The following is a 23913-nucleotide window of genomic DNA, read 5'->3' as shown; positions in this document are numbered from 1 at the left end:
GATTGCTCCGTTTTCTTTTTTTTGCCCAATAGGAGAGAAATTCCTGAACATGCATGAAACACACTATTATTCTCCCTTCTCTTCGTAACGCTTCACCTTTTCTTTTAACTCCTTATTTTCCTTCAAAAGAAGTTCAACCGTTTGGTTATTCATTTGCAAGGCTTCCGCCAAGTCCTTATTTTCTTGTTTACCCTTCTCTAAAGCGGTTAAGAGTTTCCAAGCCTTTTCTGCATTCAATCCCCGACGTAAGGTTTGTACCTCTTCGTAAAGCCCTTTTAACTCTTCTTCGTCATGTAGGTGTGGAAAATGACCATTATCAATGAGGATGAGAAGGTTCGCTCGATGGATCGCAGGAGCTCTGTTCAGTTTCAACCAGTCTTGTAAACTCTCAATTTCTTGTATGGTTAGCATGGTAATCCCCCTTATTCTTCTCAGTCTGAAAGCCATTTTAGGCTAGTAAGGTTTCAATGGCTTCTTGAGCCTTTTTCTTTCCTACCCTTATTAACCCACTCGTAATAGCAGGCATGGGGAAGGATTGGATCTCTTCTTCAATGGTAGAAAGTGACTTGGTGTGGTTGTGAAGAAGGGGTAGTAGTTGGTCGATGACGTTCGCGATACGAGCGTTGGAGTGGCGTTCTTGGAAGTTGGTTGCGTACTGGATGACTCCTTCCCGCTCTTCCCACTCATACCAATCGGCGAACAACTCCTCCATCATGAATTCCCACTCTTCTATCGAGTCTGGAGATAGTGGTTTATCGACGCTGTATTCTCGTGGAATTTGTTTGATCGGTAGGTTTACCATGAACATGAGGTTGATGAGAGTCGTGAGATGTTGGGTAAACTCACCAGACGCCTTATCCCGCAACACACTAAGCAAGTAGACAAACCGAATTCTTCCGTTCCACTCAATGGGACGCAACAGACTTAAGTGATGTTCAGGGATGGTTACCGTCACCCCCACTTTTTCAGCCATGATTTGCTGCACACCAGAGTCAAACGTCAAACCGTGAACGGTATAGACGTATTGATCACTAAGGTATGTATCAAAATCAGGCAACGTGGAATCTTTTTTCTGAACAAGGTCTCCAATAGAGAAAGGTTCATTCACCCGCTCATATGGAATTAACATTCCATCTTGATGTAGAAATGTGAGGCCTAACATCCAAATTCCCCCTTTAGGCGTTAGAGTAGAGTTGATTGAGTTTAAATTCGGCATTGTCCTTCGTGTTTTGCCAAGTTTCCTTAAGTCTTGTGAGAAGTGGTTTTACGGTTGGTCCTGCATGAATGTGTTTCAGTCGAATCTCAATTTCACTTGCAAACGAAGTGTCTTCTCGTAGGTTCTCAATCCAATTTTGAAGTGCTTTCCGCTCGACTCGATGATCTTCTTCTGTAGATTCTTTTGGAAGAAGTTCCAAATGACCATGTAAAGATTGAATCAACGCATCTTGGTATTCCCACTCGTAAAATTCCGCGTAAAGGGCTTCCTCTAAGAGCGCCCATTCTTCTGCATGTTCTGGCAGCATAGAGGTTTTTTTGACAAGTTCAGGAAGTTCCCAAATGGTTACGTTCTTCAAAAGAGCGGCGTTCCAGACCGGAATGACTTCAAGCAACCGGTAAGACACATCCACTCGTTCAGTAAGTTGATGAAGAAGATACACAAAGCGATAGAGAGGATTCCACGACACTTCTTTTAACGTGATGTACTGGTCATGGCGGAGAGTCTTGTTTCCATTTGCGGTTTTCTCTAAGATGACGAATGAAGAGGATGATTTGACAACCTTAAAGTTTTTAAACAAGCGATGAGTCGGAGAATCCGTCTTTTGAATGGGTAATCGAATGATGTCTCCTTCACGAGCTGGTGTCGTGAGATGCTCATAGACACAACGAGTATTCCCTGAAGTAAGAAAGGATAGTTCCATATTATATCTCCCCTTTTTTCTGAATTCCGAAAAGGATTTCAGATGCCTAATTCTTCGCACGAAACGAAACAATTTATACTTTTATTATAAAACAATACCTTTATTCATACAATGTTTGTGGAAATAAAAAGAGCAAGAGGATCTCCTCTTACTCTTGGGGTTTATTCTTGAAACTCGTTCCAATGAATCGTTTTGGCCATGGCGACGAGCGGTTCGATGCTTTCTGCACTCTTTTGGTCAAAAATGGTCAACATCGCTTGTTGCTCCGGCAGATAGATGAAGTTCACCACTTCTTCCCCGTGGTACGCTTTGTAGTGAATCGCTCCGTCTAAATCGGTACCGGCGGTTTCATTGTGAAACACGTCTTTGGATACGGCTTCCGCTCGAGTTTTCAATTCCGCAAGCATGTCTTCTGTTGTGGTTTTTGGGGCTTTTTCCATTCTCATCATATCCCCTGTTTTTCCGTGGATGATGATGGATTTCCCCGGTTCTTCTTGCTCGAGTTGGTATTCTGGCAACACGTAAAGCCCAAGATCACTGTTTCCAATTCGGAAGGCGGTTTCTTCAACCGTTTTTCCGTTCACCGTGTAGGTGAGGTTTTGTTCGGGAATGAACATGAGTTCATCGCCGTTAGTTGGTTTTTCCGGGCTTTTTACAGGTGGATCTACTTTCACTTCTTTGACTACACCAGAACCATTGGTGCCATCTTTCACTTCTTCTACTTCTACGTTGGTTCCACAAGCCGTCAGCAAGAGAGCCGTTGCGATGCCTGCTAGTACAATGGGGGTTTTCTTCAAGGGTGTATCCTCCTTTAGGTGGTGTGAAAGCACCTCGGTTGTGAAATTCAAAGGTGCATAACATGTTTCCCCTTGCGTTTTATTAGACGAGAGGATCGGAAGGTTTGCTGCAAGGTTTGCAAAAAAAAACACCTTTCCCGAATGGGTAGGTGCTATGTCAAAAACTATGCTTCGTTTTTTCTTTTCTTTTTCTCTAATCGGGTTGAAAGCCGGACATCTCTAGGCAACGTAACCCACAAGTGAAAGACAAAAACAATGGAGACTCCGATTAAGACGAAATGTTGATACTTGTAATCTGAAGTCATGACCATCGTGACGATAGCCACTACTACCAGCATGATTCCAAGAATCAATCCGATGTAATGGAATAGGGTTTCAATCCGTTGAAAGATGGGATGGGATTCGTCTTTAAGCGGTTCTTTAGACATGTGTTGCCTCCTCTTCCCGGTAGGCTTCTGGAGTTGGTTCGCCGTAGGCCTCAAACAGGGCACGTTTGTCTGCTTTGGTGGCATGAACCCCACTATACATCAGTTGAAGTAAGGTAGGAAAAATGAAAGGAATACGAGGAGCAATTTCTCCAGTGACCCCTGCGATTGAAAAGGAAATATCATCTCCCTCTCGTCTTCCCGACGGGTGAATGATTTTGTATTTGGCAGAGATGGAAAGTCCGTCTTCTTCTTCCTTTACCGCTTCCTCCAAAATCTGCACCTCAATTCGTTCTCCTGCAATGGAACTTCCAGTTTCTTGAGCAGCTAAAAACACATCCGTCATCCATTTCAACTGATCCCTTAATGACGTAAATTGTTCATTAAAGGAAATTCCCTGCAACTTGTTACTTTCTTGACTAAGAAACGCGGCAAACTCTTCATTCGTCATCATTTGATACCCGCCGTCTTCGTAAAACACCTGTACTTGATTGGGATTGACTCGCTTGAATTCGTATTTCATATTCAAAACCTCCTTGAAATGGGATAATCCTCTCTTAAGAGAGGAGTTGAACATAGAGGGGAGATTCATGTTGTGTAGCGGTGAGTTTCAACTCCTGATCGAGTTGAAGGACTAATTCGTGTGGATCGTTCTCTTCGATGAGAATGACTCCTTTGTGACCCGTGCGTTTGACGACATACACACACAAAAGTGTGTACATCTTACACCAGCACCAAAGACTCGTTTAGAGATGTCTCAATGAGGTCTTTATGCTTCTTCATCCATTGACGAAGAATCGGTTTGACCCATTCTTGTTGAGTGGAGAAATGGAACTTGTCTTCAAGCATCACATCTTGAGTCGCTTCATCACGTGGCCAAGAAAGAGTCGGAATGCAGTATCCAAAATCAATATAGCCTTCTTGGTTTCGAACGTTTACATTAATCATACCGCCCACTACAAATACTTCGTGAGAAAACTGTCTTTCACAAACAAACTTGTTCACTTGATACATATTAAAACGCCTCCCTTATCGTCGTACGAAACATTCATTTTGGTACTTATATTTTATCACAACATTCATAAATAATCACGATATTCATAATAAAAAGATAAGGGGAGGAAGACATCAATAAGTCTTCCAATGGAAAGCGTCAGGCGTATTAAGGCCAAACGTTCATGTTGGTGCTCATGTCCATGTTCATGTCCATAGAAGTATCCACATCCATAGCATCCATGTTTTGCATCTCTTGAAATTGTGAGACGATTTCTTCGCTCTGGTCATTGAATTCAAGATTTGCGAAAGTTTGTTGCTGCTGTTGAATGGCTTGGTTCATGAGGTCTTGGTGAAGACTCATATCCACAACAGGAATTTGAGGTTGAGGAGGTGTAGGTTGATTCCCTCCAAAACCACCAGCTAACACACTTACAAATACAAAAGGTACCGCTAAACGTTTGAACAACTTTTTCATTTTCATCGTATAATCCTCCTTAAAATCGTCGAATAGCTCTGAAATCTTAAGAAATCAGGCATAAGGAGTGTGTTTCATTCGCAATCTTAATTCCCTTTTGGAATTAAGAATAAGAGGCTTTTTTTTGGAACCGAGGGTTAATGCTCTTCGATGAAGGTTTGGTAGTGCCCTTCCCTTCCCCCTTTTCGGTCGGAGGGTTGGGAGCGAACAGTTCTGCCCCTGTTAAGGGGACAGAAAAACGAGATCCTTTCGTATAGGATGGGCGGTCGCTTCGTTCATTCGTTCGTTGGTTCTATAGATAGAAACCAACCACTGCCCAGGTCGCGCGTTACCAGTGGGTTTCTCACCAAACGAATGTCTGCCAAGGATAAATCCTTCGCGTACGGGATGTGAACCATTAGAGGTTGCCAATTTTTGATAAATCCTCTAAGTAGGTTCGCTGGGAAATAGGACGCCACCCTCTAACGGCCAGTGTCACTCCTATTGGTGAGGAGTCAACCAACTACTGGCAAACGCAATTGTTGACATCCCCTTCTAAGAGGCGGTTTTTCAATCGTTCTCCCGGACCGATGGATAACCTCTTGTGCAGAGGGAAAAGAATCTTCTTTTCTATTTGTATGGAAAGGAAAAATAAGAGGAAAAGAGGGCTACTTTTTGCAGCCCGCAATGTCTCCTTTTTTGTTGATGACCACCGGTGCCATTCCTCCAACCCCAATCGTGTAAAAGTATTGGCATTTGGTCTCCACATCTTCAACCAAGGCGGTTTCATCATAGTGCTTCAAGGTTTTGAAGCGATCAGGTACTTTTTTGGCTGCATCGGCACGTAAGTCATCGGTTAACGTACCTAACCCAAAAGCCGTAGCAAGGGAAGCAATCATCAACACGGTTTTCCATTTTTTCTTCATCACTCTACCTCCTATTCTCTTGAAATAAATCCTAAAACCATTTATCCATAGCGGTATGAACGCTTGTAAACACCTCTTCAAAAATGAGAGAAAGTTCATCGTAGTTGGGAAAATGTGTGTGATTATGAAGGATGGTGTGAAGATCATCGAGGGAGTATTGCCCGGTTGGGAGTCTTTCCAAACAGGCTTCTAAAATTTGCTTGGTCAAATCGTGAAGAGGTTCTTTCGCTAAATGGAGACGAATCTTCTCACAAGCCGTATGGACTTCGATCAACTCCACTTGAGATCGTGACATCTCTTTCCCCTCCTTCTGTTCTCTTATTCTATCATGAATGGTTTTTCTTTTCAATGAATAACGGTATATAACTTGAACATTGTAACTCCATTGTGGTACAATAATGGTACTAGATTTTTAAGAAGAAGGTGGATTGCGAATGGAATCCTATAAGGGAAGAACCGTATCTCCTCAACAGCTCGTAGAGGTTTACCGTAACTTACATACAGGAAATTACTCCATTCGTGACGCCAAAACCGGACATGTGTTAGGTCATGCCGAAACTGTGCAGTTGTCAGCCTGTTCCTTTGTGGTAAGCGTCTCTGGAAGAGAACGCGTTCGCAAAGAGAAACGAAAAGCGGTACATGCCTTTGTACGTGGTTTCTATGAATCTTCCAATACTCTTCTCCCTGCACACATTATTCCTGTCACATACAATCCCTACTACACCGATACCTTTCAAGTGTTAGAAACTGGGGAGCCCATATGGGAAGCCGAAACGGTCTATTGTGAAGGAAAGTATGTGTATCTACCGGAGGGGATTCATCATGCCAACCAAATCACCTAATCTCAAGGACGTCGCTGCTTGGCTTCTGTTTAGGAAAATCACAGAATTCTCTATTCTTCAACACTATGACTATCGCAATGGGAAATCATGGGCGGATGTCCACCAAGCCATTCGTCGCACCTTTCGAGAAGGTCATGGGAGAGTAGAATGTGAAGTTCAATCACTTGGATTGAGGTTGCCCACTATTTTTAAACCGAAAAGGAGGAACATTGTATGATTGGAACCATTCTCTATTGGGGAGCCATTGCGGTTTCTCTGTTTTTAGCCGTCATTTGGTTTTTACGTCGCAGTTCAAGATAATCCATGATTGGAGGAATTTCATATGCCCAAATCCCCTAAAGTAGAAGTGCTTGCAACCATGTGTGCCTTTTCTGGTACATCTGAAGAAGTGGCTGTCAAAAAGAATGATTGCCCTATTCAACGTCTCGTCGGTTTTTACGTTCACAAAGATTTGGTAACAGGTGAACCTGAGCAACGTTGCACCTGTATCTTAACCAGCTCTCGAGGTATTCTGGTTCCCCGCTGCCCTCATTACAAAGGAGTAAAAGAGGTTCAGCGAAACAAAAAGCGTGTATACAAAGTGTTCTGCGAGGCAGTAGAACAACCAAAGGAGAATGGTTAATGCAAATCATCCAACAACACTCTCTTCAAGACATTTACCGCATCCAAGACGGGCTTTTGGTCGTCGTCAACAAGTACAAATCCCTCTCCTACTACGAACCCCAACTGGAAAAAGTGAAAAAGAAGAAACTAAAAGGCATTTCCAAAGCCTATGAACTGGTTGAAGAGGTAACCGTTGAAAAATACTACCCTACAAGGCAGTTTGTCACCTATCCAGCCAACTCGCTCATTCTTCATTCGAAAGTCGTTGAGCCTCTCACGGATCCACAAGACTACTACTATGAAATTAAAGCATCAGGTGGAACGATTGAAGGAAACCTCGAGACTATTCTTCAGACACAGGCTAAAATTCAGCAACTCTTAGAGGAATACCGAAGAGGAGAGCGAGCCTAATGCTTCTTCTGAAAGAAACCGCTACCCATTTGTTTGCAGGAAGAGGATTCAATCCGAATTCTTTTTAAGATTTCGGACTATTCCCTTTTACTTCATCCTGTTCGATATGACTCGAATACACCCGCTCTTTAGCCAAGAAGGTTATTCTTCTTGGTTTTTTGTTATTTTATTCTCTACATATTCCTTTGTTCATGGTAAAATAAAAGAAATTAAGAAAGGAGATCTCGATACTCAAGGCGTATGGATTTGGTGTTTCTCTATTCGTTGTTAAGGACCTTGTTTCATTCTTTTTACTACTATTCTAGGGGGAAACGATATGAAAAAATCAATCCAAGTTGGGGCTATTGTAAAAGGAGAGTTCCAAGTTACGAAGAAAGGCTACAAATACTTAACCGTCATGAGCGTTAAGACGAGACGAGTGTATCAAATTCACTTGAATACGGACACCGCTTTGTCATGTGCCGTATTTGGTTCCATGGTTTCAGGAAGATTTCGTGTATACGACACCCAAGGGCTTTACAAATTAACTCCTGTTTCAGAATCTAGTGTGACGCTTACGATGCCTCCTGTCCTGTCAGGAGCTCGTGTGATCAAAGAGAAAAAGAGAAAGGATTCACTAGACATACAAAAACAAGAGCAAGAACTCCGAAAGAAACAACTCATGCAAACATGGAACGAAACGGTGTACCGTCTGAAATCTCAAAAACTCTACATCCTGTCAGAATTTAACACCTTAGAGAGTGTTGTAGAGGAATTAGGGTTAAGGGAAACCCTAAACGAACTGAAAGAGGAAATGAAGGAATACCAAAGAGTTTCTTTCCTAGAGAAAATGGCTCTCGCCCATACACGAGCCACAACTTCCTCCAAAGATGCCACTCTTCGCTATTTGCGTATCTTCAACAACCTCTTACGTCACGATGAACATACGACGAGAGACTATGGAGAGATTGTTAAGCGGTTTAAACAGGAATTTCCACTTGTTCTATCCTACTTCATCATGAGTACGTCATCTGCAAGATGGGAGACGTGTTGCTTAAAAGGGATAACACCGCTTGAAACGGTTGCTTTGGTGAAACAAGCCATTGAATATTGTGTTCCAGCTACGTACACCCTACACCACAACCTAAAGAATTCACTTCCGTTCTCATCATCATCTCTACACCTTGTCTCGTAACCCTGAGAAATCAGGGTTTTTATTCTTTTTATATTCCGATATTCGTTGATAATGTAGCCGTAACGTGATACACTATACATACCGATATTCACGGAGGAGGTACATACATGACGACAGCTCCCTATGAAAAAGAATTGATTTTCCTAAAAGGATTCGCCAAAGGACATGGATACTGGAATACGTTAAAAGCGATTCACGCCGCAACCACTTTGCATGAAGGTCAGACAAGGCGTACTGGAGAACCGTACATCTCTCACCCAACCAGAGTGGCATCTTCCCTCGTCTCCCTTGGTATTCACAATGACGGCTTGCTTTCAGAAGCCTTTTTGCATGATGTGTTAGAAGATTGCCCGGTGGATTGGGTGGATTTGGTTCATAAACACCACATGGACGCAAGTATCATTTCCGATTTAGAACTCCTATCAAAAAACGGCAAGACAACAGACAAGTACTATCAGGATTTACGAAACGGCGAGCGGTTTGAACCCATCTTTGTGAAACTCTCGGATCGCTGTCACAATCTCTCCACCATGGTCGGAGCCTTTTCTTTAGAGAAGATGAAAGCCTATGTCGTGGAAACGGAAACGTACGTGTTGCCTCTTTGCAAAGCAGCGATTCAGCGATTTCCTGAATACAGTGACGCGTTGTACACCATGAAATACCATATGGAGTCTATTCTCTTTGCCGTCAAAGGATTTGTGCAGTTACTTGAATCTCAATCAAATAAACAGGAGGTGTTCTCCTCATGAGAACCATACATGAATTGAAAACGTGGCCAGAAGCGTATTCTGCGCTGGTGCATGCCAACCTGTATAAACGAAAGACCGTAGATTTACGAAAGAATGACCGAGATTTTAAAGTGGGAGATGTTCTGTTTTTACGAGAATTTGAACCAGAAGAAGCCCGCTACACGGGAAGAAATACGTACCGCATCGTGACGCATATCGTCGACGCAGAAGAGTTTGTCGCTGAAAACTTTGTCGCCATGAGCATTCTGCCAATTCCAGAAAATCAAATCAAAGACATCTTAGAGCCTTTTGATCAGGAATCCGATATTCGCTTTGACGTTCATGCCTACAAGGCGATGGAGATCGCAGAAGGAACGGCGGAACCGACCTTTGTAAAGGGCTATACGATGAAAACCATGCCTTCTGTGGAAAGCATCCGAGAGATGGTCCAACAAGCAGGGTTTGACACCTTTGAAATCACCGTTACGAATGAAACCGTGAAACGGTACTATGTGGATGAGTTGTAATCCGAATTCGTTTGAATGAATTTTGGGGAGAGGTTCTCCCCTTCTTATGTTTTATCATCCTTACTTGAAAGGAGCCTTTCTATGCTCACAGTTGAAACCTTCTTCTTGCTTTCGTTCCTTCTCATCTTTCTCGTGGTTCCCGCTTTTTGTGTAGGAATCATCCAACTCGTTGAAAAAAAATAGAAGAATCTTTTTTCCGTTAAGGAAATAAGAAAGGAGGCAGCCCTATGCCGATTTTACCGAACCAACTCGTCGTCGCTGTGGATTTTGATGATACGATCGCCTCTGGTTTCCACAAAGACGCCCTCACCCTTCTCCCTCATTGCAAAGAGGTTCTTTCTCGCCTATACGGAAAAGGTTTTCGTTTCATCCTCTGGACCTGCCGAAGCGATGACACGTTAGAACAAGCAAAAGAATTCTTAAAAGAACAAGACATGTTTCACTTGTTTGACGCCATCAATGACCAGCACCCAGAAGCACGGGAACGATACGATTTTACGTACTCGCCGAAAGTATGGGCGGATGTCTACATTGATGACCGTCACATTGGCTATCACGTCGAGTGGCTTCTCATTGAACAGCACTTGCTTCTTGAACTGGAAGCGGTTCAGACCCTCCCTGTCTAAAAGACTTGGGGGAATTTATTTTCTTGAAATGCCCCTTCAAGACGTTCTATGGTGAAGGAAAGTATGCAACACCTATACGATGAAAGAAGGAGTGAATCAATTGAGCAGACTCGTATTCTATCAAGATGGTTGTTTCTATGAACCAGAGGAGAGCGATTCGATTCGACCTGGGGATTTAGCCAAAGGCAATGGGCAAGAAGGTATTGTAGTGGAAGTACAAGCCGAAACCCTCATTGTGAAGAAAAAGGGCGTTGATAAAAAATCCAACTGGTCCCGCTCCGATTGCCTCATCTTCCCGAAAATCCGACCAGAAGATGTGTTAAACGTCCCTAGAAAAGAACGATTTTCGGCTATCTTAAGCAAGAGACTCCATTCTGACCTCTTAGGAGGCGACCTTGCGTTGCCCATACAACGACTTAATGCGGCGTTTCGCATAGAAAACATCACCATAGAGGAAGCCTACTCCCGTATTTCGTCTCACAAGTGTCGAGATGATTTGGAACTCATCTTAGAAGACACGACCGTTACCCTCTATGAGCACGAAAAGAGCATTCTTCTTCATGAATCCATCCAGCATAGTTTAGCCAAAGGACAGTGGTTTTGGGTCTCTCCTCAAGTGTTAGAAAGAATCGAAACCTTCTCTTTCTCTCTGGAGGCAGGAGAAAAGTCATTTTTAGATTTTGTAGAGTTGGAATCAGTCATCCCGGATGCAGCATACCAAAACATCCTGAAATTGACTGAAGATGTCCAAGAATCTTGGGATGAAACCTATTTTGAATAAGAAAGAAGGATGAATCATGCCTACATTTGATGTATCCGAATTGCCTCAATTCGGAAAAATTCCCCAAATGACGAGAGAAGCCGGATACCAAGTTCATGTTTCCTTGCGATACTTAGAAGACCATCTCAAGCGTGCGTTTGAGGAAGACAGGCTTGAACTGAACCCCGATTTTCAACGTGGCCACGTCTGGACCGAAGAACAGCAGATTGCCTATGTGGAATATGTGTTTCGTGGAGGCAGATCGGGTCGAGATTTTTACTTCAATCATCCCGGCTGGATGAAAGATTGGGTGGGCGAGTACGTGTGTGTCGATGGATTGCAGCGACTTACCGCTCTCAGACGATTCTTAGCAAACGAGATTCCGATTTTCGGCTATAAGCGGGAAGCGTTTGAGGACAAGGTTCCGAACATGGTGACCATTGTTTGGCACGTGAACAACCTAAAAACTCGAGCGGAAGTGCTGCAGTGGTACTACGAAATGAATGCAGGTTCTACCCCTCATACCAAAGAAGAACTCGAACGAGTGAAAAAAATGTGGAAAGACGCGAAAGAAAAAGGTTTATAACCTTTTTTTCTTTTGTATCTTTTCCCTTATCCTCTACGTCTAAAGAGTGTAGAGATATTTTTAAGGAGGTTTGCCCTTTGAAGAAATCCTGGTTCCTCTCCCTTCTGGTCTTGTTGCTTTTCCTCCCTGCCCTTCAACCGGAAGCAGCCAAAAGCAAAACGGTGAAAGAAACTGCCTTTTTAGTCGGGATCACCCAAGCCAAAAACAAAGTATCCGTAAAAGCCGATTACATCCAGTGGTTCATGGGTGAAGAAGCGAACCGTGAAGCCGGTAAAGACAAAAACTGCCCGATCGTCAACGGCAAGTGTGAAACCCCGGATGGCTACTACATGCGAAACGTGAATCCGAAACTTCGCACCTTGTCTGTTTCCCCGAACGTGAAGATTTACATGCAAACGTACAACATCGAACAAACCCGTGAAATTCAGTGGGATCAAAAGATTACCCTTAAGCAATTCATCGACGTGATGAAAAAAGATAAACGCTACCATGACATCCCTTTTCATCTCGAAATTCAAAACGGGGTCATCGTGAAGATCACGGAACAATATCTCCCATAAAAAGATGAAGAGAAAGGAATCGAACCTTTCTCTTTTTTGTCTCTCTATTTTATTCCGTTATTCATTGATAATACAGTCATTTTGTGCTACAATAGAGGTACAGTGATTCGTATAAGACACATATTATGAACTAAAAAAGGAGTGGTCAGAATGATACTTGAAAACGGTAAATTGAAAAATCGAAGCCATAAAGATGATATAGACTTTAGACGGGCATTATTAGATAAACACTCACAGTTAATGCGTATGCATCTTCGTTATCATTGTTTTAAACGAGCAAAAGAAGAGTTTGAGAGTGTTAAATCTCTTTTTACCTTCCTACACGATAAAGGGGAAACCATGGATTACTATACTTTAGATGATTTTAAACAGGATTCTATGCGATTTGAAAAGTAAAGGGGTGAAAAAGATGTTTAAAAAGGTGATTGCTTTATTAAAGCATAAGCACGAGTATACAAAAGTCGGGTTCAGAGAAGTAGATAATGGCTATGTAAGATATTCCATTCGAACATATCAGTGTAAAACTTGTGGAAAAGAAATAGAAGTTGATGGTCGATTTGACAATATGGGATAAAACTCTAGCGATTAGTTCGAAACTGTAGTTCCTTAACCGACTCACACATCTCAAAAAGGAGTGAGAAAATGACATATAGAAAATGCGGAGAATATGTGAGCCTCATTGACTTAGTCTGTACGGGATGTGGGGAAGATTACAACGATCCTGAAGAAGGCTAATACAGCGTTCGTATTTATGCAAAAAGAAAGGGTGATTCTAGGATGTCTTTTGTTGAATGGTATAAACACACATACGGAGATGAATGGCATGAGGATTACGCTTTACTAGGTTGCTCTCATGAGTGGTTAGACGCCTATCAAACGTATTGCGATCAACATCATCTTGAACCGATATGGAATGGCTGAAATTAGATTTAGGAGTGATGAATCTTGTTTTTCACAACAAGCGTGGAAGAGTTTTGGGCTGCAGTTTTCATCGTAGGGGTTGTCGTTTCCCTTGCTGTCTTTTTTACTTGCTTAGAGGGTCGTCAAACGGTCGACTCTGAAACACATCCTTCCAAGAAGGTGAACCTATGAACATCTTAAAAAAACTAAACAAGTGGCTATTTGGTACAGGGTTCGAAGTTGGGGATCGTGTATTCTGGAAGAATCTCCATCACCCTGAATTTACAGGCGAGTATGTCGTTACTTCCAGACGTGACAAACGGGGATTCGTTGGAGTCTATAATGAAAAAATGCAAAACAGATGGGTTCGATGGTTTGATTTAGAACCCTTGGATTAGAACAAAAATGTGAAAGGAAGATACTATGTTACGCCAAGCGATTGAGGAAAGAACTTCTAGGATTGTCGATGAAGGCACGATGGGTTTTCATGATTACGTCGAAAGATTTGACATGTCCTTTGAACAGTTCGTCAATTCTGTTTCTGAAAAATACAATCGACCTGACATTAACGTAATCAGCATCAGTTACCCCAATGAAAAGAAAGCCGTAGTGGTATACGAAGAAAGGTAATACACAAGATTAAGACAGTAGTAGGAGTTGATTGGTTTGAAGATTCATATTTCGATAGAATGTACGGAATGTGGTGCCACCACAAAAGTACCGATTTACCAGATGAGGATGGGAAGCACTATCTATCCGACTCGATTGAACAACAGCAGGATGGGTTCTATTGCAACCTGGATGAACCACAATCCATCAAAGTGAATTGTCCATGTGGTCACGAATTTCGATTGCACAACTAAACTAATCCAGATAATGAGAGGTGAATTCTGATGGAACAGAAAGAGATTGAACACATCGTCAAAGAGTACCTCAAAAAACATTTGAGTATTGATGTAGAGAAAAAGGGCGGACAATACGGCTCCAAGTCTTACATCGAAATTCAATTGAAATTAGGCAATGAAGTCATTTCCGAAACGTGGATAAACGATTAAAAAATCTTCCTCTTAAGGAGATGAACAGTAATGGCAATGGTGGAATGTGCCGATTGTGGCCACGAGTATGAGGATTGTTACATCCGTTGTCTCGAGTGTGGAGGCGTGAATATCACCCCTACCTGTGAAACGTGTGACATGCCTGAATCCTATTGTGATTGTACCCTTCGCGTCTCTTCAAATGACTCATAAGGGGGAGGAGACAAATAAACGTCTCCGATCTGAAATTCCAAAGGAAATTCAGACTAAAAACCTTAGCATCGAGTAAACAAAAATGTGTCAATGTGATTACGAGCAGCTGTAAGACCTTCTTGAACAGTTGAGAATTTGTAGTTTGGAAGTTCCATGTCATCACATGAAACACCAGTACGAAAAATTTCAACTTGAACAGGTGTAGGTAAATTAACAGCAATTGCACTAAAATCCATGACATCGATACGAAAGCCTTTGTAGAATACTGAGTTTTCCATAATAAAAAATCCTCCTTAGTTTGACTCACTAAAATTTTGGGTGGTGAGTCCATAAAGGATGACGGTGGTAGCCGTCTCCGTGGTTGGACGTGAGCCAGTGGAGAGGTCTTTTATCTGGAATATTTCTAGTAAACAAAGATTTTCTATCTTCATCTTAGAACGTCTTGACAGGAATGTTCAAGTTTTTTTCAGGAAGGAGATGAACCCCTATGAAAGCACGATTACATAGCGATTTTGTGGACTTCTATGACCATCACTTTGACTCAGAAGGTCCGATATTTAAGCGAATGACACGCTCTGGTCTCACTCGCCCTGAGATGTTCTTTTGGTTACAAGGAATGGGATTTCGCACCCCCCCATTTGGTCGAGTAAAAGATGTTGTGAATCGATTCACCAAGAAGGAATACGTGGTCTATACGGATATAGAAGCCCATCAAGGTGAAGGGAAACTACGACTCCCCCATGAATCGGCGGTACGCTGTCATCCGGATGAATTTGCAAGCCTCTACATCGAACCCCCTTTTCATCCAAAGAGGAAAGCCTATGTAGCGGTTCACTATCGTTGCTTAAAAATCGGAGACTCTTTTTACTGGATGGAGTACCTTCAGACCCGCGAACGATTTGTGGAATGGCGTTCCAATGTGGGAGAGGTCGAAATCACCTTGCTTCACTCAGATACCCACGCTTACAAACAGTACCGTTCTGAATTTCACAGCATCGAGAACCTTCTCCACTACACCAATATCCCGCTTCTTGCCATTGACTTGATTCCTCATCCGAAACGACGAGGATTGTTGTTTGCCATCGACATGAACATCTCCCCTCAAATCAAAGGAACCGGGTTAGAGGGCATCTTAGAACCTTCGTTCATCGTAAAAGCCATTAAAGAATCATTCGGAAAACAAATAGGATAAGGAGGATTTCTCATGTACCGACGATACAAAATCCCCAGAACCGAGATTGCTGTCGCGTGTGTCATTCATGTAGACGAACCCAAGAAAATGATTCATGTACTGGATCTCAATGAAGAAGGCACTCGTTCTGTTACAAATGGGATCGATGACCTTCAACCTCTCATCATCAGAGAAGTACATGTAGCCAAAAGGATAGAAGATTACACCTGGATTCTCTATGGAACCGATGGCGTAGCCTCTCGTTTTGAAAATGGAGCGTTTACTCCAATAGAAGACGCAGCCTGTTACCGCCCTTTCCTACAAGTATCCAGAGGTGAGAGCTGATGAAGGCGCTTCTTCTTTGTGCGGGAAAAGGCACTCGTATGTATCCGTTAACGGAAAGCATCCCGAAAGCATGTGTCCCCTTAAACGGGGTACCGATGATTGTATATTCACTGGAGCAACTAACCCGTGCAGGCATTCGTGAAGTTGGTTTGGTGGTAAGTCCCTTCTCTCATCCCTTTTTAGAGGACCTATTAGGAGATGGGCGTGAATACGGCGTCTCCCTCACCTATCTCATGCAGGAAGAACCGCTTGGCATCGCGCATGCGGTCGGGGTGGCCAAAGATTTTCTCCAACATGCCCCCTTTTTCGTGGCGTTAGGCGATAACCTCACCAATGCTCCCCTCCTTCCGATGATTCAATCCTTTTCGAGCCAAGATGCTCTAGTAGCCACTCGATGGGTGGATGACCCGAGCCGATACGGGATTCTTCAAACCAACGGAATGGCCATTACCCAAATCGTCGAAAAACCAAATGAGGATATAGGGCGAGAAGCCGCAGCTGGATTTTACCTCTTCTCTCCTGCCTTCTTTGAGGTGTTGCCATTTTTGCTCCCTTCTTCTCGTGGGGAGTACGAAATTTCGGATGTCATTCAACTTCTTGTGGATCGAGGCAAACACTGTGAGGTGTTTCGCTTAGATGGTTGGTGGAAAGATGTAGGAACTCCACTAGATGTGGAAGAGACGGAAGTCCTATTAACACCCTAAGCCCTTCGGTTTAGGGTGTTTTGTTTGGATGAAGGAAAATCTGTTCTAATCGCTTTGCTCCTTCGAGCTGCAGGGCAAATCGCCAAAACCTCATCTCCCCTTGATAGCCTCTAGCGGTATAAGGGACTCGTAAAAACTCCCCTTCTTCCCATACAGAATCCATGACTTTGATTCCCTTTTCTCGGCACAAATTCCGGAGGGTTCCTCGTTCTTTTAGGAGAAGGCCGATGTGAGCATCAAGGAATCCTTCCCAGGCTTCGGGGATTTTGAACGTACTTTTGAACACGAGCTGTTGATCATGCTCCAGCACCTCGATTAAATAATCGCAATAAACACAATCGGTAATGAGGTTCATCTCTTCATCTGGAATCGGTGCTCTCATCTTCTCTCCTCCTTTTCTTCTTTTCATTATTATACCGAAACATTTCCCGCAACCACTAAAAAATCCCCATCATTTTGAAGGGGATTCGAGTCGTCTATTGAACCATGAGGTTTTCGCTCGTGGTCGAGTAAAGGTTTTCACATCTCTTTTGTTTTTCACCGCATAGAGGAGCAAAAGATCACGAATTTCTTCCACACACCAATCGGTTCGAGAACGCACTTCGTTTTGATTAAAGCGAATGACTTTCCAGCCATGTTTCTTGAGAAGTGTATCTCGTTCCCGGTCTTTTAGGATTTGTTCAGGGAGGCTGTGGTGCGGTCCATCTACTTCCACATCAATCTTGCATCGCCCTCCATCTAAGACGTAAGCAAAATCTAGGCGGTACTTTCGGTTGGGTAAGGGTTTGTACTGAAGGGTGGGAAGCGGCAAATCGCTTTTGGCAATGGCATCAAACAAGGTTTGCTCGAGTTTGCTTCCACACTTGTTTCGTTCTTCTTCCAGATCCGGTGCTCGTTTGATTTGAGCCAAGAGGAAGAACAGTACCCCTGCCCCAAACACTAAATAGGCAATCCAATCTGGATTCATCAGGGTTCTCTCCTTTTTCTGTTGGCGTTAGTTTCTCCTTTTTGCAAAATTTTATGAATCGCTGGAAGTGCCAATCGAAGGGATCCGAGGGAGGTCATAGTACGCTCGGTTGTAGGTGTGTCGACCAAGTTCGGTGCGGGTGATGATTTTGTCGGGGAAAATCTCAAGGATTTCTTCGTGTTCGGGAATGAGGAGTTTAGGAAGGGATTTCATATGGAGGCTCCTTTCTTTTAGCATGTCGCAAGAGTTAATGAACCGTTTCAGAGGATTCAGATGTGGCTTCATTCGGGGTTTGAAGTTGATCGTGGGCTTCTTTGATGAGGTTTTGCAGCACGGCTGATAGGATTTTGGCTTTTTCTTCTTCACTTTTCCCTTCAAACCACTCTGGGTGAAGTTGCTGGATATAGGAAGATGCTGCTTCCTGCATGTTTTTCCACATGAGCACCCCAAGCGAGAACAACTCATTTAAGTTCGAGATATTTTCAAAGTGAACGAAGGTCGTATCTTCTTCTTCCCCGTTCGTTCGGGCAATGACCAAACAGACATCGGTTTCGAGCTGCACTTTTGGTTCTTCTTGGTTGAGCAACAAGATTTTCAACGGTTTTTCCATGTTCTCTCTCCTATTCTTTGGTGAGTCTAGTAGGTGTGAATCAATCGAGCGATGGTCTCTCCTTTTTTCTTTCCATAGGCTTCTCCTTTTAGCTCCACTCCTGTTCCTTTGTCCCAATTCCACCAAGCGGTGAAATGATACTCTTCTTCGTTCTGGTAAGAAAACGTAATATCAAACCAAAGCGGGAGTTGGTTTGGTTCTAACACGGAAAGGTTAAACGAATGATCACGTAGCGTCACGTGAAAATTGGCTACCTCTTCTCTTGCTCCTACCGGAATGAGTTGCTCAAAAAAGGAGGATTCGATGTCTTTCAATCGGAACGTCTCCACTTTTTCAGAGTCATGAGAAATGCGGATCCATTCGTCCTCTTCTTTTTTTCGCTCAAGTAGGGTAAAGGATTCTCCCGGCAAAAAGGATGCAACTTGCATTCCTTTCAAGGATGTCGGTAGAGAAATAGACGATTGCGTGAGGGTGAGTGGTTTCTTTTTAGAAGGGAGTCGCCAAATGGTGACATCTGAGGCATGAAGGGTATGAAACAAGGTTTGGTTATTTGTTTTTAAGGCTTTCATGTCAAGGGGTTTGCTGGTGACGTGATTTTGGAGGATTTGACGAGGCTTTTCATCTTGTTGGAACACCGTAACACTTCCAAGTGGATGAGCGAACGTCTTCCACTTCCATGTATGCTCTCCGTCTGATATGTCCTCTTGAACAGGGCGAAGGAAAAGGAGCAAACAGGATAATCCTCCAATGAGGCAAAGCCCTATCCAGTTTTGATACGACTTCATGAGATTCTCTCCTTTTTTGAATGATGATTTTTCCTCTTTTCATTGTAACAAATCACCCAAAACAATACAAGAAATAGGGAATGAAACATGAATAACGTGATATAATATAGATAGTTACACCCATGGATATGCGATAAGGAAGGGGATCTAAAACATGAACGAAATCATCATTTCTTGGTACGACAGTCAAGATGCGTTAACGGCAGAACGTTTGCTACAAAATCAATCATGCTCGTACAACATGATTCCTACCCCTCATCAGATCATCGAATCTGACCCATTTTTGTGTAAAGATAGTCTAGTAGCGACCGTCTTTCCTGCGATTCCTTTTCCAGCCGGGATGGTTACTCACCCCGTTGAGGGCACGCTTGTAGATGAAGTTCTTACCATCCGGAAGCAACACGACCGTCTTCAAGCAGTCCTAGAGCCGGTCATTGAAGAACTGACCTCTGCCTACCTAGACCCAACCAACTCTCGCCCGTGGGTGGTGGCTTCCTCGTACGGGAAAGACAGTTGCTTGCTGGTTCTCGCTATCTGGAAGATGCATGAACGGATCCCGTTGCACAAACAAACACGCAAGGTCATCGTCTTAACGAGTGATACGTTAATGGAGCATCCCCTCATGAAGAGTTACGTTCATCTTCAGGTAAACACCCTAAATGAAAGCGCAGCCTTACGTGGGTTCCTAAACCTACGTGCGGTCCTCACCAAACCGGAAAATCGACCAGGGAAACAATGGAGAACGTTTGCCGGAAAAGTCCTTGCTCATGGAAATGTCATGCCTACTCCCGCAAACCCGAATCGCTGGTGTACCGGGGATTGGAAGATTGAACCTCAAGTGCAATTCTTAAAAGACATTGTGAAAGAATACGGTGCCTATACGGTCTTTTTGGGAACCAGGTTCGAAGAAAGTGAGTCTCGAGCACAAAGCATGAGAAAGCACAATCCAACAGGAGCCTTCATGTTTCAAGAGCATGAGACGAAATGGGTGTCTCACCCGATTGCGACCATTCAAGAATCACAAGTTTGGGGCATTCTTCTCTCCCACACGAAACTTCCGTGGGGCGTTTCGACCATTGAAGTCGAGAAGATGTATAAGGATGCTGGGGAATGCCCGATTCAAGTAGACAAAGCCGACCGAAAAGGCTGTGGAACGAGTCGGAATGGCTGTATCTTGTGCATGATGCCAAAAGACGATCAAATGCTCGAGTACTTTTTGACTCGAAAAGAACCGTGGGCAGCTCCCATTTTAGAACTCAGAAAGCGAATTCGCTCTTCTCTCTTTGATGTGAACTTCCGCTTGCCCGTCAAAAGTTTCAGAGAGCGGTACCTCGATTGGTATAATCCGTTTCTACATGACGCAGAAGCCGAAAAAGAGACTTGGAAAGGGGCAAAAGGGAAAGTGGGAACGAAACAAGCCTATCTTTCTCGATTAGAAGAAGAGAAAGCAGCCTTTGCTCAAAGTACCGAATCCGTCTGTTTAGGTGGGAGCCCTGTTTACCCGGACATATCCCTCGCTCGTTACAATCTGAAAGGCCGAATCTACTTGCTGAAGAACACGCTTTACTTTCAACGAGTAGCTGGAATGGAGCTGGTTTCCCCTGAAGACCTCCACTACATCAAAGAAGTATGGAAAGAAGAGTGTGGATGGGTCGAAAACGATGAAGATGTCACCCCAGAAGATGTTCCTCATGTAGGAGCGTTGGTGTTACGTACTGATTTTCGCGTCAATGAAGCGGAAACGACGATTCCAAATCTTGACATCTATTCCGATTGGGATTTGAATGAGTACGGAGAATCTTCCGTTTGGCTTCCGTGGAGTGAGGAAGAACGAGTGGCTTACGAAAAGCGTCGTCACCGTGATCTAACCCAAAAACCTCGAATTGTTCGCATGAAAACCGTGGACAAGGGAAAACCAACGGAACGAAAAGTACCGGTTCCTTACCAAGTACCACGAGGCGAAAACGAAGAATATCTTCGCCCGAAAACGTTAAATCCCACAAAGGGTGCTCCTAAACATCACTTGTTTTACGTGTTTAAGGATATGGGAGGCAACGAAGAAGAGATTCTCTCCATGATTCGTGCCTCTGAACGAAAAACAGGCGACACGATTCCGTACTTCTGGCAACCGGGATACGGTCACGCCGAGACTCTTTTTCACTGGAATCTGGTGACGTTTGTGGTCTTTCGCCCCTCTATCCATACGTACGAGGAAGCAAGTGCTTTCGTGGATACGTTTTTAGCAGCAGGATGTGAACCACTACCTGTGGAAACACCTGATTGGGATGGAATCTACCGTCGTCTCTATCACGGACTTTCTCCAAACGAAGCAAAGAGAAAAGCCTATGTAACCGGGGAGAATCCGACTCATTTGCCAAAAGAGTTGCAATCATATGCTGGAATCGAGCAAGAAGAACTCTATGCGGCGCACCTCTTGTGGAAATCCAAAGGCGATAAGAGGTTAATGCCTCTTTCCACGGAAGAATCCATCTGGTTGAAGTGTCATCCAGAAGAGGTTTCTTCTGTCATTGAAATTCTTTGGAAAGAAGAGCCGAAAAAAGCCCGATGGCTGTTTTTACAAGGCTACGAGCCACATGTCGTTCCCGCCTCCATTCAAAATCAGGTAGGACTTACACTTGAACTCCTAGAAATACCCTATCTCTTAAAGAGAGAGGGTATTGCCGAACATCGTATCTTTGAGACTCTCGATGCGTACCGAACCATCATCGATGTCTGGAGCGTCTTTGGCGTTCCAACCTCTGCTTAACAGCAGGGGGTTTATTTCTTTTTATATGTCCTCTATTTTGTGGTCTATCGTTAGTCCGAAATCCTTAAAAAGGAATTCGGATATGTCCGGGGAAACCGGGTCATATCTGAAACTCCTGCTCGGATCCATTCCTTACATAGAATCTTTTTCTTTTTGTCATATATCAAGTCGCTTGGACATACCTTTATACCACGGGTTTCTTCCGAAATTCTTTTTTGGAAATTCGGATTAGTAAGGTTTTCCCGTTTCACCCCCAAAAAGGGGACATATCGCCCCTTTTAAGGGGATGTATCCTCACTTTTCCCCTGTTTTAGGGGACATATCACCCTCTTTAAGAGGACCTATCGCATCTTTTGACCGGACACTTGAACCCTCTTATCACGGACATATCCCCTTTTTTGCCGGACTTCACGCCCTTCTTTAGAGGACATATGTGACTTGAATGGCTTGTCTCTCTAGGAATCTCCTACTCTCTTAACAAGTAACAAGAATAATAACAGAAATAAAAACAGAATATAGAATAATAACATGAAAGAATTCTGAATCCCCTCTTGATTCCGAAATTCCTTTAGGGAAATTCGGATTGCCCCATTTTCACGGACATATGCCCTCTTTTTCTGGATTTATTGCAGTTTTGTTTCATTTTCCGACAGAAACTAGAAAATTTCTCCTATCTTCGGTATGATAATGCCTAGAGTGATCTCCATTTGAGAATGGAGACAAGAGAACCGAAGGAGTTTTTTGGACATGCCAGAGACTTATAGCGATGAGCAATTGTCTCTTGATTTAGAGGCGGAAATCAAACCGAACTATTGGGTCAATCAATCTACTGAACTCATAAACATGCGACAAGATTTAACCCTAACCGAAAGAAGGATTATTTTTGCGTTAGTGGCTCTTGTTCAACCGGATGATCATGACTTTAAAACGTATGTGATTCGAGTCAAGGACCTAGCCGACCTCATAGGAATTCAAGCCAACAGTTTCTATGACCGAGTCGAAAAAGCGATTGATGGATTACAGAAAAAAGTGCTAGAAATACACTCTGAAAATGGCAAAGTACGAGACAAAATCAGTTGGGTGCAACGTTCTACCTACAATGACGGAGAAGGTACGGTACGGATACAACTAGGAGAAGCATTGGCTCAATTTCTCTTAAACTTGCGATCTTATACGAAATACCGTTTAATCAATGTCTTGAAACTGAAAAGCGAGTATTCTTGGCGAATCTATGAATTGTTAAAAGAAAAAGAATGGATTTCAAATCCCGTGACGAAAGACGGGAAAACCTATAAAACCTCTCGCGTCATCCGAGTGGAAGATTTGCGTCATCTCTTAAACATTCCAGATGACAAATACAAACTCATGAAACATTTTAGAGAATCGGTACTCGACCAAGCCCAAAAAGAGCTGAAGAAAGAAACCGACATCGTGTTTGAATACGAGGTGTACAAGAAAAAAGGAAGAAAGATTGATTCGTTTATCTTTTACATCAATGAGAATCCGAAGTTCAAGAAACCTCAGATTGACATTGATACCACCACCACGGATTTGCAAGACATTTTACATAAACTGGTTCGCTATGGCGTTCGTCAGAAGAAAGCCATCGACCTCATTGAAACCTTTGATTACCACTACTTGGATGCGAACATCCGATATGTCCTCCAGGATGTGGCGACCGATGATGTTCAAAATCTAGCAGGCTATCTCATTAAAGCCATTGAAGAAAACTATGCGAATCATACCGTCGTCAGAAGTACCGAACAAGATGACCCGATGTATAAGATTCTTCTCGGAAAACTTGATACGCAGCTCGATGAACTCACCAAGCGAGATGTGGCTGATTTAAAAGACATCATTCGGATACACCAGAATCAATTAACCTTGTATGCTACCACGGAAGAAGAAGTAAGAGCCGTTGGCATTCGCAGGGAAAAAGCCTTACGGACCAAATGGGAAAGCATTCAATCCTACCGAGAAAAGCACCAACATCCTCCTCTTCACCCTCATGAAATCGACGATGATCAGGTGAAACGAATCATGAATGGGTTGCTTGTTATCGAAGCCTAACCCTGTTTGACCG

The 23913-nt window shown here is 43.3% G+C and carries 38 protein-coding genes; 23 read left to right on the top strand and 15 right to left on the bottom strand.

Annotated elements, in window-relative coordinates:
* Nucleotides 1-66 precede the first annotated feature (66 nt).
* The 10 genes from ACFYKX_RS11205 to ACFYKX_RS11160 form a co-directional block, all read right to left on the bottom strand.
* Entirely contained in the window at nucleotides 67-411 is a 345-nt protein-coding gene (locus tag ACFYKX_RS11205; protein WP_389361038.1) for a hypothetical protein, read from the bottom strand.
* A 37-nt stretch (nucleotides 412-448) separates the two neighbouring features.
* Nucleotides 449-1162, bottom strand: a complete 714-nt coding sequence (locus ACFYKX_RS11200) for a hypothetical protein (RefSeq protein WP_389361036.1) — start codon at nucleotides 1160-1162, stop codon at nucleotides 449-451.
* A 13-nt stretch (nucleotides 1163-1175) separates the two neighbouring features.
* Nucleotides 1176-1919: a hypothetical protein gene (locus ACFYKX_RS11195; RefSeq protein WP_389361034.1), complete on the bottom strand. Its 744-nt coding sequence runs from the start codon at nucleotides 1917-1919 to the stop codon at nucleotides 1176-1178.
* Nucleotides 1920-2080: 161 nt separating this feature from the next.
* Nucleotides 2081-2716: a hypothetical protein gene (locus ACFYKX_RS11190; RefSeq protein ID WP_389361032.1), complete on the bottom strand. Its 636-nt coding sequence runs from the start codon at nucleotides 2714-2716 to the stop codon at nucleotides 2081-2083.
* Between the two features lie 164 nt (nucleotides 2717-2880).
* Nucleotides 2881-3144 carry a hypothetical protein gene (locus ACFYKX_RS11185; RefSeq protein ID WP_389361030.1) on the bottom strand — a complete coding sequence of 88 codons (264 nt, stop codon included), beginning with the start codon at nucleotides 3142-3144 and terminating at the stop codon, nucleotides 2881-2883.
* Entirely contained in the window at nucleotides 3137-3664 is a 528-nt protein-coding gene (locus ACFYKX_RS11180; RefSeq protein ID WP_389361029.1) for a hypothetical protein, read from the bottom strand. The genes ACFYKX_RS11185 and ACFYKX_RS11180 overlap by 8 nt, the downstream gene beginning before the upstream one ends.
* A 200-nt stretch (nucleotides 3665-3864) precedes the next feature.
* On the bottom strand, nucleotides 3865-4155 hold the full coding sequence (locus ACFYKX_RS11175; protein ID WP_389361027.1) for a hypothetical protein: 291 nt from the start codon (nucleotides 4153-4155) through the stop codon (nucleotides 3865-3867).
* Between the two features lie 148 nt (nucleotides 4156-4303).
* The gene (locus tag ACFYKX_RS11170; protein ID WP_389361025.1) at nucleotides 4304-4618 is read right to left on the bottom strand and encodes a hypothetical protein; all 315 of its coding nucleotides are present in this window, start codon (nucleotides 4616-4618) and stop codon (nucleotides 4304-4306) included.
* 641 nt (nucleotides 4619-5259) lie between these two features.
* Entirely contained in the window at nucleotides 5260-5517 is a 258-nt protein-coding gene (locus ACFYKX_RS11165; RefSeq protein WP_389361023.1) for a hypothetical protein, read from the bottom strand.
* Between the two features lie 31 nt (nucleotides 5518-5548).
* Complete coding sequence (locus tag ACFYKX_RS11160) at nucleotides 5549-5812, bottom strand: hypothetical protein (protein ID WP_389361021.1); 264 nt, start codon at nucleotides 5810-5812, stop codon at nucleotides 5549-5551.
* A gap of 139 nt (nucleotides 5813-5951) precedes the next feature.
* Between ACFYKX_RS11160 and ACFYKX_RS11155 the strand changes: the two genes are divergently transcribed.
* From ACFYKX_RS11155 to ACFYKX_RS11070, 18 genes are all read left to right on the top strand, one after another.
* Nucleotides 5952-6359, top strand: coding sequence for a hypothetical protein (locus ACFYKX_RS11155; protein WP_389361020.1), 408 nt, complete (start codon nucleotides 5952-5954; stop codon nucleotides 6357-6359).
* Entirely contained in the window at nucleotides 6340-6576 is a 237-nt protein-coding gene (locus tag ACFYKX_RS11150; protein WP_389361018.1) for a hypothetical protein, read from the top strand. The genes ACFYKX_RS11155 and ACFYKX_RS11150 overlap by 20 nt, the downstream gene beginning before the upstream one ends.
* A 105-nt stretch (nucleotides 6577-6681) precedes the next feature.
* Complete coding sequence (locus tag ACFYKX_RS11145) at nucleotides 6682-6981, top strand: hypothetical protein (protein ID WP_389361016.1); 300 nt, start codon at nucleotides 6682-6684, stop codon at nucleotides 6979-6981.
* Entirely contained in the window at nucleotides 6981-7373 is a 393-nt protein-coding gene (locus tag ACFYKX_RS11140) for a hypothetical protein (protein WP_389361014.1), read from the top strand. The genes ACFYKX_RS11145 and ACFYKX_RS11140 overlap by 1 nt, the downstream gene beginning before the upstream one ends.
* 316 nt (nucleotides 7374-7689) lie before the next feature.
* Complete coding sequence (locus ACFYKX_RS11135) at nucleotides 7690-8547, top strand: hypothetical protein (RefSeq protein ID WP_389361012.1); 858 nt, start codon at nucleotides 7690-7692, stop codon at nucleotides 8545-8547.
* A gap of 107 nt (nucleotides 8548-8654) precedes the next feature.
* A complete protein-coding gene (locus ACFYKX_RS11130) occupies nucleotides 8655-9296 on the top strand; it encodes an HD domain-containing protein (protein ID WP_389361010.1) in 642 nt (213 codons plus the stop codon).
* Nucleotides 9293-9802 (top strand): DUF3850 domain-containing protein, encoded by a 510-nt coding sequence (locus tag ACFYKX_RS11125; RefSeq protein WP_389361008.1) that lies wholly within the window; start codon nucleotides 9293-9295, stop codon nucleotides 9800-9802. The genes ACFYKX_RS11130 and ACFYKX_RS11125 overlap by 4 nt, the downstream gene beginning before the upstream one ends.
* 227 nt (nucleotides 9803-10029) lie before the next feature.
* The gene (locus ACFYKX_RS11120) at nucleotides 10030-10428 is read left to right on the top strand and encodes a hypothetical protein (RefSeq protein ID WP_389361006.1); all 399 of its coding nucleotides are present in this window, start codon (nucleotides 10030-10032) and stop codon (nucleotides 10426-10428) included.
* 100 nt (nucleotides 10429-10528) lie between these two features.
* Complete coding sequence (locus ACFYKX_RS11115; RefSeq protein ID WP_389361004.1) at nucleotides 10529-11209, top strand: hypothetical protein; 681 nt, start codon at nucleotides 10529-10531, stop codon at nucleotides 11207-11209.
* A gap of 16 nt (nucleotides 11210-11225) precedes the next feature.
* Nucleotides 11226-11774, top strand: a complete 549-nt coding sequence (locus ACFYKX_RS11110) for a DUF262 domain-containing protein (RefSeq protein ID WP_389361002.1) — start codon at nucleotides 11226-11228, stop codon at nucleotides 11772-11774.
* A 77-nt stretch (nucleotides 11775-11851) separates the two neighbouring features.
* Entirely contained in the window at nucleotides 11852-12334 is a 483-nt protein-coding gene (locus tag ACFYKX_RS11105) for a hypothetical protein (protein WP_389361000.1), read from the top strand.
* Between the two features lie 150 nt (nucleotides 12335-12484).
* Complete coding sequence (locus ACFYKX_RS11100; protein WP_389360998.1) at nucleotides 12485-12730, top strand: hypothetical protein; 246 nt, start codon at nucleotides 12485-12487, stop codon at nucleotides 12728-12730.
* 13 nt (nucleotides 12731-12743) lie between these two features.
* Nucleotides 12744-12908 (top strand): hypothetical protein, encoded by a 165-nt coding sequence (locus tag ACFYKX_RS11095; RefSeq protein WP_389360996.1) that lies wholly within the window; start codon nucleotides 12744-12746, stop codon nucleotides 12906-12908.
* Between the two features lie 203 nt (nucleotides 12909-13111).
* Nucleotides 13112-13255, top strand: a complete 144-nt coding sequence (locus tag ACFYKX_RS11090; protein ID WP_389360994.1) for a hypothetical protein — start codon at nucleotides 13112-13114, stop codon at nucleotides 13253-13255.
* 24 nt (nucleotides 13256-13279) lie between these two features.
* Complete coding sequence (locus tag ACFYKX_RS11085; RefSeq protein ID WP_389360992.1) at nucleotides 13280-13426, top strand: hypothetical protein; 147 nt, start codon at nucleotides 13280-13282, stop codon at nucleotides 13424-13426.
* Nucleotides 13423-13632: a hypothetical protein gene (locus ACFYKX_RS11080; protein ID WP_389360990.1), complete on the top strand. Its 210-nt coding sequence runs from the start codon at nucleotides 13423-13425 to the stop codon at nucleotides 13630-13632. The genes ACFYKX_RS11085 and ACFYKX_RS11080 overlap by 4 nt, the downstream gene beginning before the upstream one ends.
* Before the next feature lie 25 nt (nucleotides 13633-13657).
* Nucleotides 13658-13864, top strand: a complete 207-nt coding sequence (locus ACFYKX_RS11075; RefSeq protein ID WP_389360988.1) for a hypothetical protein — start codon at nucleotides 13658-13660, stop codon at nucleotides 13862-13864.
* A gap of 263 nt (nucleotides 13865-14127) precedes the next feature.
* Entirely contained in the window at nucleotides 14128-14289 is a 162-nt protein-coding gene (locus ACFYKX_RS11070) for a hypothetical protein (RefSeq protein WP_389360986.1), read from the top strand.
* 254 nt (nucleotides 14290-14543) lie between these two features.
* Here ACFYKX_RS11070 and ACFYKX_RS11065 read toward each other — a convergent pair whose 3' ends face one another.
* A complete protein-coding gene (locus tag ACFYKX_RS11065) occupies nucleotides 14544-14759 on the bottom strand; it encodes a hypothetical protein (RefSeq protein WP_389360984.1) in 216 nt (71 codons plus the stop codon).
* Nucleotides 14760-15097: 338 nt separating this feature from the next.
* Here ACFYKX_RS11065 and ACFYKX_RS11060 point away from each other — a divergent pair, with 338 nt between their 5' ends.
* From ACFYKX_RS11060 to ACFYKX_RS11050, 3 genes are read left to right on the top strand one after another with little or no spacing between them, the layout of a single operon-like run.
* The gene (locus ACFYKX_RS11060; RefSeq protein WP_389360982.1) at nucleotides 15098-15673 is read left to right on the top strand and encodes a hypothetical protein; all 576 of its coding nucleotides are present in this window, start codon (nucleotides 15098-15100) and stop codon (nucleotides 15671-15673) included.
* Between the two features lie 12 nt (nucleotides 15674-15685).
* On the top strand, nucleotides 15686-15997 hold the full coding sequence (locus ACFYKX_RS11055) for a hypothetical protein (protein ID WP_389360980.1): 312 nt from the start codon (nucleotides 15686-15688) through the stop codon (nucleotides 15995-15997).
* Entirely contained in the window at nucleotides 15997-16701 is a 705-nt protein-coding gene (locus tag ACFYKX_RS11050; RefSeq protein ID WP_389360978.1) for a sugar phosphate nucleotidyltransferase, read from the top strand. Before ACFYKX_RS11055 ends, ACFYKX_RS11050 begins: the two co-directional genes overlap by 1 nt.
* A 10-nt stretch (nucleotides 16702-16711) precedes the next feature.
* Here the strand turns inward: ACFYKX_RS11050 and ACFYKX_RS11045 are convergent, their stop codons facing one another.
* The 4 genes from ACFYKX_RS11045 to ACFYKX_RS11030 all read right to left on the bottom strand — a co-directional run bounded on the left by ACFYKX_RS11045 (nucleotide 16712) and on the right by ACFYKX_RS11030 (nucleotide 19063).
* Nucleotides 16712-17083, bottom strand: a complete 372-nt coding sequence (locus ACFYKX_RS11045) for a hypothetical protein (protein WP_389360976.1) — start codon at nucleotides 17081-17083, stop codon at nucleotides 16712-16714.
* Nucleotides 17084-17152: 69 nt separating this feature from the next.
* Nucleotides 17153-17668, bottom strand: coding sequence for an endonuclease domain-containing protein (locus ACFYKX_RS11040; RefSeq protein ID WP_389360974.1), 516 nt, complete (start codon nucleotides 17666-17668; stop codon nucleotides 17153-17155).
* Between the two features lie 247 nt (nucleotides 17669-17915).
* Nucleotides 17916-18278, bottom strand: coding sequence for a hypothetical protein (locus ACFYKX_RS11035; RefSeq protein ID WP_389360972.1), 363 nt, complete (start codon nucleotides 18276-18278; stop codon nucleotides 17916-17918).
* A gap of 26 nt (nucleotides 18279-18304) precedes the next feature.
* Entirely contained in the window at nucleotides 18305-19063 is a 759-nt protein-coding gene (locus ACFYKX_RS11030) for a hypothetical protein (RefSeq protein ID WP_389360971.1), read from the bottom strand.
* Nucleotides 19064-19274: 211 nt separating this feature from the next.
* Between ACFYKX_RS11030 and ACFYKX_RS11025 the strand changes: the two genes are divergently transcribed.
* Together ACFYKX_RS11025 and ACFYKX_RS11020 are read left to right on the top strand one after the other, a co-directional pair.
* On the top strand, nucleotides 19275-21830 hold the full coding sequence (locus tag ACFYKX_RS11025) for a hypothetical protein (RefSeq protein WP_389360969.1): 2556 nt from the start codon (nucleotides 19275-19277) through the stop codon (nucleotides 21828-21830).
* 747 nt (nucleotides 21831-22577) lie between these two features.
* Nucleotides 22578-23900 (top strand): replication initiation protein, encoded by a 1323-nt coding sequence (locus tag ACFYKX_RS11020; protein WP_389360967.1) that lies wholly within the window; start codon nucleotides 22578-22580, stop codon nucleotides 23898-23900.
* Nucleotides 23901-23913 lie beyond the last annotated feature (13 nt).

Source organism: Cytobacillus spartinae (genome assembly GCF_042865285.1).
GTDB classification, from domain to species: domain Bacteria; phylum Bacillota; class Bacilli; order Bacillales; family Cytobacillaceae; genus Robertmurraya_A; species Robertmurraya_A spartinae.
Note: the sequence above shows the minus strand (reverse complement) of the source record. Positions and strands in the feature narration are given on the sequence as shown.